This is a genomic window from Pseudomonas siliginis (assembly GCF_024072275.1).
Taxonomy (GTDB): domain Bacteria; phylum Pseudomonadota; class Gammaproteobacteria; order Pseudomonadales; family Pseudomonadaceae; genus Aquipseudomonas; species Aquipseudomonas siliginis.
Genome location: NZ_CP099598.1, coordinates 4,181,711 through 4,198,574 on the forward strand (window position 1 = coordinate 4,181,711; position 16,864 = coordinate 4,198,574).

At 53.0% G+C, this 16,864-nt stretch carries 12 protein-coding genes; 6 read left to right on the plus strand and 6 right to left on the minus strand.

All coding sequences use genetic code 11. The features are described 5' to 3' along the window. Positions 1–91 precede the first annotated feature (91 nt). Entirely contained in the window at positions 92–454 is a 363-nt protein-coding gene (locus tag NF676_RS19230) for a hypothetical protein (protein ID WP_143498031.1), read from the minus strand. Between NF676_RS19230 and NF676_RS19235 the strand changes: the two genes are divergently transcribed. The 6 genes from NF676_RS19235 to NF676_RS19260 all read left to right on the plus strand — a co-directional run bounded on the left by NF676_RS19235 (position 441) and on the right by NF676_RS19260 (position 8,052). Further along, on the plus strand, positions 441–2,540 hold the full coding sequence (locus NF676_RS19235; RefSeq protein ID WP_252876707.1) for a glucosyltransferase domain-containing protein: 2,100 nt from the start codon (positions 441–443) through the stop codon (positions 2,538–2,540). The genes NF676_RS19230 and NF676_RS19235 overlap by 14 nt on opposite strands. Then, positions 2,537–4,585: a hypothetical protein gene (locus tag NF676_RS19240; protein WP_252886618.1), complete on the plus strand. Its 2,049-nt coding sequence runs from the start codon at positions 2,537–2,539 to the stop codon at positions 4,583–4,585. The genes NF676_RS19235 and NF676_RS19240 overlap by 4 nt, the downstream gene beginning before the upstream one ends. A 75-nt stretch (positions 4,586–4,660) precedes the next feature. Further along, positions 4,661–5,770 carry a DegT/DnrJ/EryC1/StrS family aminotransferase gene (locus NF676_RS19245; protein WP_095182228.1) on the plus strand — a complete coding sequence of 370 codons (1,110 nt, stop codon included), beginning with the start codon at positions 4,661–4,663 and terminating at the stop codon, positions 5,768–5,770. A 1-nt stretch (position 5,771) separates the two neighbouring features. After that, the gene (locus NF676_RS19250; RefSeq protein ID WP_095182229.1) at positions 5,772–6,707 is read left to right on the plus strand and encodes a glycosyltransferase family 2 protein; all 936 of its coding nucleotides are present in this window, start codon (positions 5,772–5,774) and stop codon (positions 6,705–6,707) included. Beyond that, complete coding sequence (locus tag NF676_RS19255; protein WP_085607208.1) at positions 6,704–7,651, plus strand: WxcM-like domain-containing protein; 948 nt, start codon at positions 6,704–6,706, stop codon at positions 7,649–7,651. The genes NF676_RS19250 and NF676_RS19255 overlap by 4 nt, the downstream gene beginning before the upstream one ends. Before the next feature lie 5 nt (positions 7,652–7,656). Further along, entirely contained in the window at positions 7,657–8,052 is a 396-nt protein-coding gene (locus NF676_RS19260; RefSeq protein ID WP_252876708.1) for a GtrA family protein, read from the plus strand. A gap of 76 nt (positions 8,053–8,128) precedes the next feature. Here the strand turns inward: NF676_RS19260 and NF676_RS19265 are convergent, their stop codons facing one another. From NF676_RS19265 to NF676_RS19285, 5 genes are all read right to left on the minus strand, one after another. After that, complete coding sequence (locus tag NF676_RS19265) at positions 8,129–9,154, minus strand: MraY family glycosyltransferase (protein WP_252886619.1); 1,026 nt, start codon at positions 9,152–9,154, stop codon at positions 8,129–8,131. Between the two features lie 107 nt (positions 9,155–9,261). Beyond that, complete coding sequence (locus NF676_RS19270) at positions 9,262–13,449, minus strand: methyltransferase (protein ID WP_095182231.1); 4,188 nt, start codon at positions 13,447–13,449, stop codon at positions 9,262–9,264. Next, positions 13,446–14,753, minus strand: coding sequence for an ABC transporter ATP-binding protein (locus tag NF676_RS19275; RefSeq protein ID WP_095182232.1), 1,308 nt, complete (start codon positions 14,751–14,753; stop codon positions 13,446–13,448). Before NF676_RS19275 ends, NF676_RS19270 begins: the two co-directional genes overlap by 4 nt. Continuing rightward, a complete protein-coding gene (locus tag NF676_RS19280; protein WP_095182233.1) occupies positions 14,743–15,561 on the minus strand; it encodes an ABC transporter permease in 819 nt (272 codons plus the stop codon). The genes NF676_RS19275 and NF676_RS19280 overlap by 11 nt, the downstream gene beginning before the upstream one ends. 116 nt (positions 15,562–15,677) lie before the next feature. Further along, a complete protein-coding gene (locus NF676_RS19285) occupies positions 15,678–16,685 on the minus strand; it encodes a glycosyltransferase family 2 protein (RefSeq protein WP_256584405.1) in 1,008 nt (335 codons plus the stop codon). Between the last annotated feature and the right edge of the window lie 179 nt (positions 16,686–16,864).

The window sequence follows — 16,864 nt, forward strand, 5'->3', positions numbered from 1 at the left end:
GGCGGGTACATTGTACGGAGGTAGTGAACTTCGTTACAGAAAAAAGAATGTGATGAGGACGTGGCCCCTAACGAGCCGCCATCACTGAATCTTACGGTGATCTCACCGCCCCCATTCGTTTATCACCCGTCACCTGCACCATGCGATGTCTGTGCTGCGACATCATGATCGAGTGAGTATACTGCGCAGCAAATTTCCTGCACCTCGCCACCGCGAATTCGGGATCAAAAAAGAAAACCCGACCTGGGATGATTTTTCCAATGCCCCGGGCACGAAAAGGCTTTGTTGTTGACGCGACTGCTCGCTGGTGTACGGCCAGTAACAGCGAAAGTGAAGACATTACAATCAGAATGACGAAAAGGAAGTGAAAGCAAGTGACGACAACAGGGCGCGGCATTAACTTGAAAAACATTGTCAAATGGGTCCTTCCCTGCATTTTCATGACGTTGGTCATCGCTTTTATTCTGTTGAAAAGCCCTGCACTGGATCCTGTCGTCAGTATTAGCACCAGCCAATTCCCTGCGACGCAGTCCCAGTTGTTTTACAAACGCATGGATGACTATAAGGAAAGAAATTCCAAAATCAGCAAACTGGATATGGAGAACCATACCTTTAGCTTTGCGTTGCCAAAGTACGATGAGAATCTGCGCTGGGACCCATTGGAAAAATCCGGTTCCTTCTATGTCAAGGCTGTGACAATCAGCGTGCTGGTTTATACCCGCTCTATTGAACTCGGCAACCTGACGCCGATGGCACAGATTGAGGCGTCCGCCCGCGAAACGACAATTGTCAAATTCACAACGCCGTCGGGTGCGACTGACCCACAGATAAACATTCACCTTAACTACAAGCTACTCGACAAAGTGCGCTACGTTTTCGCGCTCTTGCTCGGACTGGCCAGCGCATTTGCCATTCTTTCCTGGATCAAATGGCATTCACGGATCCTAGACTTCCTGCAGGGTGATCGCGGTTGTACCGCACAATTGAAATCATTCTTCAGACAAGAAAACTTCAGTCTTAACGAATTCACAAAGTTACTCGGCATCGGGGTTTTTCTTAATATAATCCCGGTCGTCAATTTCTTTTTGTCTGTTGATGATGAACGGGGCGCCTTCCGTACCGACCCATCCATCTGGATCGCCGATGGCCGATGGACAGCCTATCTGGTAGAGAAGTTTATCTTCCCTCAGCCAGTAATGCCTTTCGTTCCTAATCTTTTCTTTTACGCCTGCGTAGCGCTGGCGTACATGTTCCTGATCAGGGCACACCGTCTTACATTCGGCTGGATTGCCGCCCTGGCCTACTGCATTTTCATTGCGCACCCGATTTGGTGGTTCATTGGCGAGTTCTACTCCAACATTCCTTCGATCGGTGTAGGCGTACTGGCACTGTCGATCGGCATCTTTGTATTTTCAAAATGCCGTATCGGCGACGACTTGAAAGGCAAAACTGCCCGCTTGGCGTTGCTTTCCAGCGTATTGCTGTCCGTGGCAATCGGCGCCTACCAATCACTGGTCATGTTCTATATTGTTGCCGGTCTCGGTGTCGTTCTTTTCAACTTCCGAAAAGACAACCCGACAGCCGTACTATCAATTTATCCGACAATCCAGCGTGCAGCCTTGTTGCTCGGCACCCTCGTTGGCGGCGTTGCTTTCTATGTCATCATAAACAAGCTTGCCCAACTGGCTTACCCTTCCGACCGTGGTTACATCGATAATTTTCTACGTATCAACGAACTGATCGCGGATCCTGTTCTAATTACCAAACTGGTTTTGTTAGAAGCGTGGAAACTTTACTCAGGCTCCCCTCTGAGCTACGGCGTTTCATTCTTCAGTGCGGCCGTCGCATTGGGATTTGCAGCCCTCTTCCTAGTCACACAGAATACTTGGAAAGCTGCTTTGTGGATGACTCTCCTCATCGGAGCATTGTTGATCTCCCCATTCCTGCTGAACTTCGTCGCCGGAGGTATTTATTTGCCTCTGCGCGCCATGCTGGCCATTTCCTTTGTTGCGTGGTTCACCACGATCATCGTTCTGGAAAAACAGGGGCTGTTGCGGATCCTCGGCGCTGTGCTCGCAGTCACACTGCTATTCCAGATGATTTCGGTAAATGGTCAATACTCGGCAAGCACAATGATGGCCACGACCCACGACCGATTCACCGCCGAGGCGCTTTACGATCGAATCAGCAAGGCCAACCCCGAATTTGACAAGAATGAACGCATCATGGTCGATGTTTATGGGCGAATGCCATTCGCGAGCCGCTATCCAGGCCCGGAAACCTCGACCATGAGTTCTTCGTTTTTCGATTGGGACCAAGGCAACGTCTATCGCATGCTGGAATACATGCGCCTGATCGGTTTCTCGAATGTTTATGCCATGGGCAACGCGCTGCGTATTCCGTTGACGCCGCACTTTGACAACATGCCGGTATGGCCGGCAGAAGGCTCCGTGCGATATGAAAACGGCGTTTATCTTGTCAAGTTGAGCGAAGTTGCCGACCCGACGCACGCACAGTACAAGCGAGTCGAGTCGCAATGATTAACAAGGCAGGCATGCGACCCTTTTTCGCCTACCTTGCGCTTGCCGGGCTGTCTTTGCTGGCAGCACTTGCGTCCCTTTATCTCGCCAAGGCAACCGGTACGTTCGACGCCACCAGACACAACATTTGCTTGAGCATTGATTCGTCATCCAAAGGCGTGACGCAACTGTTCTGGCCCAGCGAATCTGGCGCTTTCAGTGAATCACAATCGGATTCGCACAGAATCGACGCCGGTACTCAGCGTGTTTGCTTCTCGGTCGCGACAGGTCAGCGCTTCCTGCGCTGGGATCCTAACAACGTTGCGTCCGAGATGCGTGTCAGCCAAGGCGAAATAAACTTTTGGGGGCTGCGGCAAGCGCTGCCGCTAAGCGTTCTGGCTCCTGCCAATGCACCAACGTCATTGTCGAACGAAGCGTCTTCGGTCACATTGACGTTTGATAATGACGACCCGCAAATCAAGTTCGAAATCAGCGAGTCGGTCAGGTTCAAGGAAATAGCTTATAGCGCAGCGCTGCTGACTTTCGCTTATTGGCTGATCCTGAGCTGCACGCTGTTCATCCTCGGGAAAATAATTTTCGACGAAAGCATCGCCTATCGCATGTCGGTATTGGCGGCGCTTCTTTTGATAGCCGTATATCAATTAACCGGACTTATTGCTGTGGGCGATGGTGCGGGCTGGGACGGCAACGCCTATTTGAATCTTCTGTTCGACTGGAAAAATTCCGGGCATATTCCTGTCACGGATCCCTACCGTATCAGTCGCCTCACCGGCTTTTTTCCAACAGTAGTAGCAGAGTTCCTGCTAGATCTGACCAGACAACAGCTTTTATATGTACAGATGTCTTTCAATGTGCTCGGTATCAGCGCAGCCGCCGGGCTATTTACTGACTACTTGATGAAGTCCGGCATCCCGACCAGGCGGGCAGTGCACTACACAACTGCCTTACTTTTGACGTGGCCAATCCTGGTCATGTCGACTTACTACCCCCTTTTAAGCGACCATTTGGCAATAGTGCTGTCGTGCTGGAGCTTGTGGTGCTTTTCGCACAAACACTTCAAATGGCTACTGGCAACCTGCCTGATAGCACCATTGATCATGCCAGGCTTGTTTCTCCTGCCGCTGACGCTTCTCACCTTCTCACAGCCAGAAACGCAAGCTTCCTTCATCAACCGTCTGACTTTCGGCATGAAAGTCAGGATGCTGGTTTTTCTAGGTCTGGCTGCCGCCATGGTAGGTTATGCGTGCCTGTGGTTCACACGTATCGAAGACAGCGAACTATTACATGTCGGTTCTACACTTGCCTCGGGCATTCCTGGACTCAGATGGCTTAGCTCCACTTACTTGATTCTGGCCCTGATTGGCGTTGCCTGGCTTTGGAGTCGACTTCTGGGGCGTGATGGTGCGTTGCCAGTATTGTCCATCAAGTGGTTTTTCCTGGCCGCCATTGCGACGGCGTGCGGCCATGCCATTCTCTACTTCGGACTGGACTGGAGCCAGGGATTCCGAGGCCCGGACTTAGTGCAGAACATGTTTTATCAAGGTTTGAATACGCCATTCAAACCCATCCTCTCGCACTTTAGTTATTTTGGCCCATGCTTGCTTATTGCCTTGCAGCTAGTGTGGACCAGCAATCGAAGCGCGCGCACGGTGCGCGCCGTACAAATTGCCATATTGGGATTCTTGCCACTGTTGGTCGTCGGTTCCGAAAGTCGCCAATGGATCGCCATTCTTCCATTTCTGGTAGCGTACGTTGCGCAATCCGGAGTTTCGGATAAAACCACGAAGCTGATTCTTTATTTTTCCCTGCTGATGGCGACCCCCTTATTCTGGCTGGCCAAGTCCATAGCCAGCGCCTTTGCATCGGGCTTACCCATGAGTGATCCATTGTGGCAGCTGTACTTTGGGCGTCAGGGACCATGGATGTCGCATTCGACGTACCTGATCACTGCGATTGCGTGCATGATCTTCATGGCTGCATGGTGGCTGACACGGCCAACCACCCCTAAATCGGCGGATTACGTCGGCTCAGACCTGCCAGATTGAGCCGACATCACTGTCTGAATGTGTAGTAAAATTGCGGCCATTATCATGTGCGCAGTCAAAAATTCTGGATGGATCATGGACGCAAATCATCAAATTCCTTTGTTTTCTGCAGTAGCGGCGAATTCCGGTATTGATTTTTCCGAACCGCTTATGCGCGTCGTTAATCGGCACTGGTACATTTTGGGTGAAGAAGTAAAGGACTTCGAACGAGAGTTCGCCAACTATGTCGGCGCAGAACATTGCATCTCGGTCGCGAACGGCTCGGAAGCACTGGAAATCGCCTTGTTGGGCATGGGTGTGGGCCCGGGTGATCGTGTTGTCACCGTTGCCAACGCCGGGTTTTATAGCAGCACCGCCATCCACGCTGTCGGCGCCGAGCCGGTATATGTCGATGTCGATGAGAGCACCTTGACCATGTGCCCGAAATCACTGGAGAAGGCGCTGGCCCAACCGGCGAAGGTCGTGATTGTCACGCACCTTTACGGACAGTTGGCAGACATCGAAACTCTGGCAGCCATTTCTCGCTCGGCCGGGGCGGTCGTGCTCGAAGATTGCGCCCAGTCCCACGGTGCGCGCTCTGATAATCGGCTTTGTGGATCGTTCGGCGACCTGGCCTGCTTCAGCTTTTACCCCACCAAAAACCTCGGCGCACTGGGCGACGGTGGCGCGATCGTAACTTCATCCTCCGAGATTGCCGCCCGCCTGCTCACGCTTCGCCAATACGGCTGGTCGACCAAATATCACGTTACCGTTCCGCACGGACGTAACAGCAGACTCGATGAAATGCAGGCTGCAATCCTGCGGGTCAAACTGCCTCTACTCGACCAATGGAACGAGCAGCGCCGCTCGATTGCCAGCCGCTACTGTGCAGCCTTCAGCCAACTGCCAGTCAAATTGCCTGCAAGTCTGGGCGACGACTTCGTTGCCCACCTGTTTGTAATGCGTGTCGAAAATCGTGAAGCGTTCACTGCCTACCTAAAAGAGTATGGCGTCAGTACCGACATTCACTATCCAGTTCCAGACCACTGGCAAACAGCGTACACACCGCGCGAAACATTCAATCTTCCGGTGACCGAGTCAGCATGCACCCGACTGGTCTCCTTACCTTGCTTCCCTGGGCTGACCGATCAGCAAGTCGATCGTGTCATTGAAGTGGTTTGCGCCTACTTCAAGCAGGAGATTTAGGGTGCTTTCGCTGGTTATTCCGGTTTACCGTAACGAGGAATCGCTGCCGTCATTGCTCAAAGCCGTCGATGATTTGAACGTCGAGCTTCAAGGCGCGCTTGAGGTGGTTTTCGTGGTCGATGGCAGCCCGGATCGCTGTTACGAGATCCTGCGAGACCGCCTGCCCGAGCAACGTTTTGCCTCCCAGCTGATTCTACTGTCGAAGAACTTCGGTTCTTTCATGGCGATACGTACAGGTTTGCAGCATGGCAAGGGTCGCACGTTTGCCGTAATGGCCGCCGACCTGCAAGAGCCGCCAAGCCTGGTGCTGACCATGAACCGGGTGTTGAATACCGAGCCGGTGGATGTAGTAGTCGGTGTCCGCGAGGGTCGTGACGACCCATTCCTGTCGAAACTGGCATCGAAAACCTTCTGGGGTCTGTACAAACGTTACGTTATCCCGGAAATGCCTGACGGCGGCGTCGACATGTTCGGCTGCAACCTGGAGTTTCGCGACAACCTGCTCAAACTCGAAGAACGCCACAGCTCTTTGATCGCGCAGATTTTCTGGCTGGGTTTCCGCCGACAGGTAGTCAGTTACACTCGAGTTGCCCGGGAACACGGCAAGTCGGCGTGGACATTGCGAAAGAAAGTGAACTATCTGATGGACAGTGTCTTCTCGTTCACGGACTTGCCCATTCGCCTGCTTATTCGTGTAGGTGCAGCCGGCTCAGCACTCTCGGCGTTATACGGCGTCAGTGTAATCCTCGCGAAGATAGGCGGCCTGATCGATGTCCCTGGTTATGCCATGACACTGTTTACCATTACCCTGCTGGGCAGCCTCAATCTGCTGGGGCTCGGCGTGATCGGTTCGTACGCCTGGCGTACATATGAAAATACCAAAGGGCGCCCTTTGGCGATCCCTATGAAAGTTTCTGAGTTTGGAGCCAATAAATGATTGATTCGCGCGATTTTTTTGTTCATGACCGTGCGATTTGTGAATCGTCCACTATCGGTAAAGGCTCGCGTATCTGGGCGTTTGCACACGTATTACCGAACGCTCGTATCGGCGCCGAGTGCAACGTGTGCGACAACGTGTTTGTCGAGAACGACGTCATCATTGGTGACCGGGTAACACTCAAATGCGGCGTTCAGGTTTGGGACGGCATCACCATAGAAGACGATGTTTTCGTGGGACCGAACGTCACGTTCACCAATGACAAGTTTCCACGCAGCAAAATCTATCCGGAAGCGTTTTCTCGCACCATCATCCGCAAAGGTGCATCTCTGGGCGCCAATTCGACGATCCTGCCCGGAATTACCATTGGCACCTCGGCAATGGTCGGCGCAGGCGCGGTCGTCACCAAATCCGTTCCACCGAATGCTATCGTGGTCGGTAACCCGGCGAAGATCATCGGCTACGTCGATGCCAAGCCTACCGAAGGCACAGTCGTAGACAACCCGGTAAAAGTCGGCCAATCAGATGTCCATCCTTGTGGCGTTACGCTGCACCGCATGATGGAAGCCGTCGATATGCGCGGCAGCCTGAGCGTTGGCGAATGCGGCAAGGACGTTCCGTTCGAAGTGAAGCGTTACTTCCTGGTAACCAACGTTCCGACTGCTGAAACACGTGGTGAACATGCTCACCGCGAATGCCACCAGTTTCTGGTAGCGGTCAAAGGCACCGTTCACGTAGTTGCCGACAATGGAAAGCACCGCCAGGAGTTTGTTCTGGACCACCACACACTGGGCCTGTTCCTGCCAGCAATGACCTGGGGTATCCAGTACAAGTACTCGGCGGACGCGGTTCTGCTGGTTTTCGCTTCCGAGCATTACGCTGCTGACGACTACATCCGCGATTACGATCAATTCCTGATCGAGAAAAAAGCGCAGATTGGTTAATAGCCGTGAAAATTTCCGAACTGATGGAAATCAGGTTTTTCCGGTTCCTCCTGACAGGCGGGCTGAACACCGGAATTACGTATGCGCTGTATCTTATATTGCTCAGTGTACTTCCCTACACATGGGCTTATTCGATCAGCTATGTTTGCGGGATTGTTTTCGCGTTCGTGATGAGCCGGTTCCTTGTCTTCAAAGAACACCAGGGGATCAAATCGATCCTGCTGTTCCCACTCGTCTACGTCGCGCAATACGTATTGGGGATGTTTGTCGTCTGGTTCTGGGTCAAACAGCTGTCGCTGCCTGAATACCTGGCTCCACTGGCGGCGATCATTCTGTCGCTACCACTTACATACGTATTGACGAAGCTGGTATTCGTCAAACCCGGAGCGATTACTCGCTAAAAAAAGGCAGACGTCCGTCTGCCTTTTTTAATTGCTGAACGCTATCAGCGCAATCAGGCTGATCCCGCCTCGATGTTCATGCCGCAACATCCTTTTCGGATTTTCCCGCGCTGAACCGCAACGCCAGAATGAATAGTGGCACGTAAGCCACCACGGCACCGACAAAGCCATTCAGCTTGAAGTGCGTGACAGCCACTGCAATCGGCAGGAGCCAAAACACATTGATCAAGCCCACGACAAGGGTCACCGGCAGGTGCTTGCCATAACGGCGCGAGGCGAATTGGTAAGCATGACTGCGATGCGCTTCATACACTTTCTCGCCGCGCAGCAATCGACGCAACAAGGTGAAAGTTGCGTCGACGATGAACACCCCGAGCACGATCAACCAACCCCAGAAGTACTCAAATGAGGCATTGGCGGCCTGTATCGACAAAATGCCCAAGACGATACCCAGAAAGCCGCTGCCCGCATCGCCCATGAAAATCTTCGCTGGCGGAAAGTTCCACAACAGGAATCCTCCCGCACAACCAGCCAGTAGCAGGGCCGGCCCCATCAGCCCGACATACCCGTCCAAGGCGTACAGCACGCACGCCCCGACACACGCAGTTACCGCCTCGACCCCGGCAATCCCGTCGATACCGTCCATAAAATTGTAGAGATTGAGCATCCAGACGAGGTAGAGGCTAGCCAATACAAACCCGCCCCAGCCCAGATCGAAGACCTGTCCGAACACACTGACGGGCGGTAGGCCACCCAACCAGGCCAACGCCCAGATCGCCGCGCAAAAGTGCCCAAGTAAACGCCAGCGCGCAGCAATATGGCCATGATCATCCATGAATCCGATGATCGCCACCAGGCTGCCAGCACCGACGATCGCAGCGAAATCTCTGAATGCGATCAAGTCAGCAGCATACAGCGAGCACATGGCGATAAGGAACGTCACGACGATCGCAACCCCCCCTCCCCTTGGCGTGGGGACCGTATGCGAACTACGGGCATTGGGAATATCCATCAGACTTCTGGCAAGGGCATACCGGCGCAAAACAGCAGTCAGAAGGAACGAAATAATTAAAGCGATCAGCACAAACCAGCTGAAATTCATCGCGGCAGTAGCTCCAAATAAAAGCCAGCATTCGTCACTGGCAAACAAAAACCATTGCACCCGCCTGGCCGATCAAGGGGTTCGATAAGCCAGGCGGGCGCACTGCATCAGTTTTTGTTCACATCCACGATCTCATGCAGCGGACGCTTGCTCAGCACGCGTTTGATTTTTTGCCGTAGTGAGTAAGGCACCGCATGGCTGATGCGCTCCATGCGTGGATGACGGTAAAGCGTCCAGATGGCCAATAGCGCGATTTCCTTGGTCGTCAGCGGCGCCTCATACACAGTTGTCGGGGCCGAGAATTTCGGCAGTTCGAAACCGTTTTTTGGTTTGCTGTGCTTATCACTGCCCACGCCGCATAAGGCCGGGTAATCAACGCTATAAAACGCTGGCTGCTGCAGGTGGGTGTCCACGACAGGCGCAGTCAACTGCTCACCGGCAGCGAGCCTTTTCACAAAGTCGCTGATTCGCCGCATCAACTCGGCTGGCTCGAGCCCATAATCATAAACAAGAGTGTTTTCACGTCCGGACAATCGTTCCGGGAATGCCCCAATGTTTGGCGCAATAATTGGCAACCCGGCTTCCAGCGCATAGCTGAGGGTATAGCTGTAGGTTTCCGGGCACAGACTTGGAAACAGGACGACATCAAACTCATTTGCGGCCATTAGGGAAGACAGCTCACTGGCATCGTAACGACCTGTAGTCAGGACACCGCCCAACTCTCTGTAGCCGAAACCGACCAGCCGGAAGTTGATTGGTGCATTGACCGTCGCTGCCGCCTCCGCCACTTGTTCCAGATAATCGGCACCCTTTTCTTTACCAAGAGCACCAATAACACCCACGTTGTAGCGGATCTTTTGCGCGACAGCCGCGACACCCTGCCCAATATTGCGTTTGTGCTCTACGTGACCTGCAACGACAGCGTTACGTAACTCGAAGTTGAGTCGATAATTGGCGAGGGTGTACGCCGAAGGGAAAATTACCGCTTTCGCCCCGTCGATAAAGCCGCGCAATTGCTCACGCCATTGTGCCGGCGATACACCATCCGGCAGAGGGAAGTCAGGATTGACGATGTCGTCGGCATAACTGCCCGGATAAACGCCCTGCGCATCGGTCAGTGTAGGGTTGCCGCATAGCCAGTAATAATCATGAACCGTCAATGCATATTCAGTGCCCAACTCAGCGGGCAATTGAACCAGTTGCGAATTCAGACCGAGCGTGTGATGGAAGTGCACGAAGCCGACACCACAGCCCTTCAAGAACTCGACCAAAAGGTTGTGCTCTTCCGGCAACTGGAAAAGAAGCTCGTCAGCCCCCGGGAAACTCCCCATCCGCAAAGTAACGGCGGACTGGCCACGACGAGGCGCCAGGAACAGGCAGCAAACATCGGACTCAAGAGCGTCTGCCAACTCGTCCAGATGCTGCTGCACACCGCCTCCAGCCTCATGCGAAATGTGCAAGACCTTTGGCCGGTCCAACGATGCGATCAATTGCGCAAGACGTTTTACCCGTAATGCTTTCAGCGGATCAGCTGCGATGAACCTCTGGATATCCAAGTGATAATCCGGATGCAGCTCGGTGATGGCCTTGGTTGCATGCTCGGTCAACGCCTGCTTGGAAGAGGAGAAGCTGACCCCGCCCTCATGAAATGCATACAGGTTAGGGGTCACGATGTTGAGCCAACCGGCTTTTAGCCCGCGCTGGCACAGATCGTTCTCTTCACCATAACCTTTGCCGAACTTGTCCTCGTTCAGCAGCCCCACGACATCCAGACAATCGCGGCGAATGTACATGCAGAAACCTACACCTGTCGGTGCCTGGCTGACCGGCAAACGCGGGCCGGAAAACACAGCATCGATCTGCTCGACGCTTAAACCAAAGGCTGGCTGGTTTTCGTAAAGAAACGCCGGGAAGCTACAAATAGTCGCGTTGTTGGAAAACGGTGTAACGGTACCGATGTTTGGCGCGATGTACGCCTCAGCGGTCAGCCGCTCCAGCCAGTCAACAGGCACGATGACATCACTGTTAAGGAAAACGATATCGTCCTGGCTGGCATGGCGCATGCCGCGATTGACGGTTTTGACAAAGCCAAGATTGACTTCGTTTTCGAGAACGGTCATCACCTGCGGCCATTGCATTTGCAATTCGATCAACATGGCCTGCATGCCTGCATCTGGGCTCGCATCATTGATCGCGACCAGTTTGGAGTCGAAAGCAATAATCCCTGGCATCGCGGCAAGGATGCAGCGACGAGTCATTTCGACATCTTTATAGATTGGCAGAATGACGCTGACCGAGCGAGTGCGCGCGACAGGCGCTTCAATTACGTCGTCAACCGGCTGTGGCAGATTGGCTTCCTGGCCGCGCAGATAGGCCGTCAGCGCCTGCTTGGAAGTCTCCACTTTGCTGCGCAACACGCCTTTCCCCTGCCGCAACGAGCGCACAAGGAAGCGTACAGGTTTCGTGATGAACCAAGAGTTGGAGTTAATGACTTGATTATAGTCAGCTTCACGCTGGTCCAGTTTTGCACTCAGCGTTTCGATTTTCTGCCTGGCGTCAGTGACAGCGCTTGCAAGCGCTTCACGGGTTTGAGCCAATGCAATCTGCGAACTGCTGAAAGCAGAAAACAGATTGTCTTCGACAATCAATCGATCTTCGCCCCACGCCGTAAATTCACTCGGGCTTCGGCCGTTAATCGCATTCTGTATCTGCGCCTCGATGGCCAGAAACTCTTCCACATCTTTTTCGCAAAGTGGGTACCCGGCGGCTTCGCAAGCTCGGAATACAAAGTCTTTGCGTGTAACCGGGCCAGCCTCTGCGCCCTTGCTGATACGTGTAATCGAACCCAGCAACTGCGTTAGCGCTTTGAACAGCAGGTACTCGTAGCGAACATTCGTGTTGAGCGTCCACTCTTTGTCGATCAACTGCGGACGGCCGTCCAGATCAATCACAATATTTTGCGGGACCGCATCGATCAACGCTCCCGACACCTCACCCGGCTGGCTCTCGGCGTTATCACAGAGCACGTTTAGCATGCTCAGGTAATTTTTGAGGAAGGCGCCGATACCTGCGTAAGTCCAGCCCTCGGCGTTGACTATATCGATCAGCTTAGTGCCAAGCACATAACCATTGATGTAAGGCTCGGACGCAGCAAGATTAAAAGTGACGAGCGATTGCCCTTCACCCTCATCGATAGTCTTCCCGAGTTTTTGGTAATGCACATTGATCGCATCTTCGAAATCGCGACGAAATTCCGAACGTTTGCAATACGTCGAGCGTCGATCGCAGCTGTAATGATACGCCAGGGTCTGCGGGTCGACTGCGCTGCGCGAGACCGTCGAAGCACCTACAAGAAAGGAGTTGGCCATATCCATGCCCAAGCCGTTCCTGAAAATCTGCGACCAGGCTAATTCCAGTGAGAAGGTGCACAGATCCGGCAATTGCGGATCTCTCTGTACACTTTGCGATGCGAATGCACTGGCATCGAAATCAGGATCTTTGAACCCCTCTTCGGTGATGATCGAAACGGGCAACTTGTAATCGGGAAACGGCGCAAAGAACTCACTCGAGGTAAACCCGGCTGTCGCCAACAACGACGCGAGAGCTTTTTTCCCGTAGGTCTGCACGGTAGCGCTGTTATAGCGCCCCTCGACACCGTACATCGGCGTCGTCACGTGATCTTCAGGCGCTCCAGCAAAATATTTCAAGCCGAGCTGGTTTTCGATCGCGATGATGAGCAAACCGTCAGGCTTAAGCAGTGAGCGAACTTTCTCAAGCATTCTCGCACCCGGGTTATCACCGGCTACGAACAGGTTGGCATATTCAAAAACGCCGATCAGGGTGATGACATCGAATTGGGTATCAATGCTGAACTTCTCGAACGACTCAGCCAGAACCGAGACGTTTGGCAAGTCTCGGGTGCGTGCACGGGCGATGCTGGCGCGACGCGAGCTACCTTCCAGCGCCAGCACCCTGCCGCCCTGCTCACCTAAATACCGGGTAATTGCACCACAACCGGCGCCGATCTCGAGCACATCGCCACGCAGATCGGCATCGAACACCCGCAACAAGTTCGAACGGGTACTTGAGAGGTAATAAAGCGATGGCCAATCGGTGCACGATCTTCGCAGCTCATCAGAAAAAACACTGACGTCACTGGCCTGATCGATCAAGAATTTTATGCGCAGTTCGGTGCTATCACCATCGCTGTAGTTGATGCTCGAATAATCCGGCCTCGACCAGATGTTGAGCTCGTCATTAAGCTGATAGCCCGCTTGTTTCAATAAAATATTCAATTTGAAACCTTCTTGGCACGAATGCTGGAGTCCAGATTTACAAGCCCAAAAAATTTGTCAGTCGGACGAACCTGGAAGTGGATCGAATCATAACGCCTGTCACGGGGAGTAACCTCTTCGCCATCTTTGGTCGACACTCCGACAGAAATGAAGTAGTCACCTGGGGCCAGATCACAAGATATAAGTACCTCAACTTCGACGATCTCGCCCTTGCGCCCGCACGTTCTAAATTCCAGGCAATCCAGCGTTTCACTATTTACGCCATAGAGGGTAACGCCCTCTTTGGTCTTGATCGTCATCCCGAGAATCGGACACACCAGATCAGTATCAAACCGTACAAATACCGATAGTTTGATCTGCACGCCAGTGTCTAGGGCAATCGGGTACTCAAGCCCTTCTGCGCTCAGGTGGAAGTCGATGATAGTGGCCGATCTGTCACCCCAACGATATTCGTTCGGGTTGTAGTTCGGATGCGTTTCAAATACATCGAGGCCGCCTTCAGGCGTTTGATACGCTGCCAACTGGTCAGACGCTTCTGCACTTTCGACAGAGGCCGATTGCTGAGTCTTGCCGAACAACAAATCAAGGTAACGGTTGACGACCATGCGCGGCTCGCCTTCAGCGAGCTGCACACCGTTGTTCAAAAGAAAGGCGTGGTCACAGTGCGTAACGATTTGTTCGCTGGAGTGCGTTACCAGCAGAATGCTCGTGCCGTTTTCCTTGAGCTTTTTCAACCGATCAAAGCAACGGGCCTGAAATTTTGCGTCCCCCACTGCCAGCGCTTCATCGACAATAAGAATATCGGGCTCGACTTGCGCCTGAACGGAAAACGCCAGTCGCACCAACATACCGCTCGAATATGTCTTGACCGGTTGATTGATGAAATCGCCAATGTCCGCGAATTCGATGATCGCATCATATCGTGCGTCGATTTCTTCTTTGCTCAAACCCAGAATCGAGGCGTTCAGGTAGACGTTCTCGCGTCCAGTAAACTCGGGATTGAATCCGGAGCCCAGTTCGAGCAATGCAGCGATCCGGCCATGGGTTTCAACCGTACCACTGGTTGGATTCAACGTACCGCAAAGAATTTGCAGCAAGGTGGACTTGCCACTGCCGTTGCGGCCAACGATACCGACCGTCTCGCCTTTGCGAATTTCGAAGGAAACGTCGCGTAGCGCCCAGAACTCACGGCAATATTTTTTCTTCCCGCGACTGAGCATCTGAAGCAGTCTGTCGCGCGGTTTGTCGTAAATCTCATAGCACTTACTGAGATTTTGAACCTTGATAGCGACCTCAGATGACATCGGCGAATCCTTTTCGTGTTTTCTGAAACCAGGCGAATCCAAGCCATGCAATCAACGCCGAGCCGGCGAGATAAATGCCCAATACGGTAAAGTCAGGCAGTTTTCCCCAAAACAGAATGTCCCGGGCGTACTCGATTGCAGGCGTCAGCGGATTGAGCATCAGTAGATGTTGATACTTCTCAGGTAGCGCACTGGCAGGGTAAAAAATAGGCGACAGAAACATCAGGACTGTGGTCAGGATGCCGATGAATTGCGCGACATCTCTTAAGTAAACGCCGAGCGACGCCAAGGCCCACGTCAAACCCATGATCATCAGCATCAACGGCAGGATAATCAACGGGAACAACAGGACGGTCAGGTGCGGCGTGCCAAACAGTATCAAATAGGCCAGCAACCACACAGTCAGGCTGATCACCATGTGAAAGAGCGCCGAACCGACTGTGATCCAAGGAAGGATCTCCAATGGAAACACGACTTTCTTCACATAGTTGGCGTTCGAGAGAATCAGCGTCGGGCTTCGATTGAAACACTCCGCAAAGAAGTTGAAGACGATAAGTCCCGCAAACAGAATAAGTGCAAACTCGGTTTTCGAGTCACTTCCGCCGCTCCAGCGTGCCTTGAAAACGACGCTAAAGACAAAGGTGTAGACAACCAACATGAACACGGGGTTAAAAAACGACCAGAGAATTCCCATGAACGATCCACGATAACGCCCAACGACTTCTCGCTGTACAAGCGCCGCGATCAGGCTCCGATTACGCCAGAAACTGTTGACCATTTCCTTTGGCGACGTGGAAAAATTAAGCATTATGCACACACCTGAGATAAATCGAGGGAGACAGACTTCATACAAAAACTCTCTTGTTGAGATACCGGGAGGACGCCACGGAGCAATTTCACGTCCTGCCTTGCACGATGAGGGCATCAAATTCTGTTGAGCACCGCAGCCAGCAGCAGCCCAAGATTACCCAAACACGTCTGCCGATAGACCTTCGCGCGGTAAAGCCAGACGAAACGGCCGAATCCTTTTGAATCACGGGCTTTCTTGAATTGCTCAAAGGTCTGCAGGCTGTCTGCACTCAAGCTTGAGCGAACCGTTTCAAGTGCAGCGATATTTTTGTCATTCCAGTCACGAAAGCGACCCGTAGACATCATCCGCAAGCGCATGATCCGTGCGCGCACTCCTGAGTTGGCGCCAATCAGATTCGCTTCATGCTGCCTGTACAGAATGGAAGGCGAGGCGTCATAGACGACCTCGCCACCCACCCCGGTAATCAGTAGATAGGCCCACCAGTCATGGGAAACGATATCCACTTGGCCGCCAGCATGACAGAGTACGTCCCGAGCCAAATGATTGAATACCATAGTATTCCCCCCGGCCAGACTTTGTACCAGTGCATTGCCAAAACTGGCGGGGCGAGAAAATAGCGGCGAGCGACCGATGACCGTTCCCGAGTCACCAATCAACTCGGTCCGGCCGCAATACAAAGCAGGAAGACCGGACGGCAGCGCCTCCAATACCTTTACGGCAGACTCAAGTTTATTGGCTTGCCAGATATCGTCCTGGTCGGCCCACGCATAAAATTGCGATTGCACGGGCGCATCGCAGGCAACGGACATGAAGTTAGCCGCGAACCCTCGCTTGGGCCCTTGCAGAATGGTCAACCGGCCTTCTCCCCAGATCGCGCTGTACTGGCGCAGAATATCCAGTGTCGCGTCGGTAGAACCGTCATCAGAAACAACGACGGTCCATTCGCGATAACTCTGGCGAGCTATCGAATCCAGTTGTTGTGCGAGAAAGCGTTCACCGTTGTAGGTACACATCAGAATCGTTACGCGGGCCGATTGCGTTTCATGACCTTGAATACTAAAGTCAGAATCGCCGCCAGGCTGCTCGCCTGTCTGATCAAATTGTGGAAGAGGGGCTACCACCGAGCACTCCATTGCATTGAAGAAAAAATAATGACGATGTCGTTTCGCTCAACATCAAGAGGTACAGCCTTGGCAGCATGAAAATCACATGCCCCTCTCATGGACCGCTCCCGACAGCGAAAAATTTGCCATTATAAGTCATACCAATTTGATAGCCCAGTGACATCACCACCTTCAAC

Bases quoted from the DNA above. Each gene is read 5' to 3' on its own strand.
- NF676_RS19275 (WP_095182232.1), bottom strand. From the start codon at position 14,753: ATGTCATCTGAGGTCGCTATCAAGGTTCAAAATCTCAGTAAGTGCTAT.
- NF676_RS19235 (WP_252876707.1), top strand. From the start codon at position 441: ATGACGTTGGTCATCGCTTTTATTCTGTTGAAAAGCCCTGCACTGGAT.
- NF676_RS19245 (WP_095182228.1), top strand. From the start codon at position 4,661: ATGGACGCAAATCATCAAATTCCTTTGTTTTCTGCAGTAGCGGCGAAT.
- NF676_RS19255 (WP_085607208.1), top strand. From the start codon at position 6,704: ATGATTGATTCGCGCGATTTTTTTGTTCATGACCGTGCGATTTGTGAA.
- NF676_RS19240 (WP_252886618.1), top strand. From the start codon at position 2,537: ATGATTAACAAGGCAGGCATGCGACCCTTTTTCGCCTACCTTGCGCTT.
- NF676_RS19280 (WP_095182233.1), bottom strand. From the start codon at position 15,561: ATGCTTAATTTTTCCACGTCGCCAAAGGAAATGGTCAACAGTTTCTGG.
- NF676_RS19230 (WP_143498031.1), bottom strand. From the start codon at position 454: ATGACCAACGTCATGAAAATGCAGGGAAGGACCCATTTGACAATGTTT.
- NF676_RS19265 (WP_252886619.1), bottom strand. From the start codon at position 9,154: ATGAATTTCAGCTGGTTTGTGCTGATCGCTTTAATTATTTCGTTCCTT.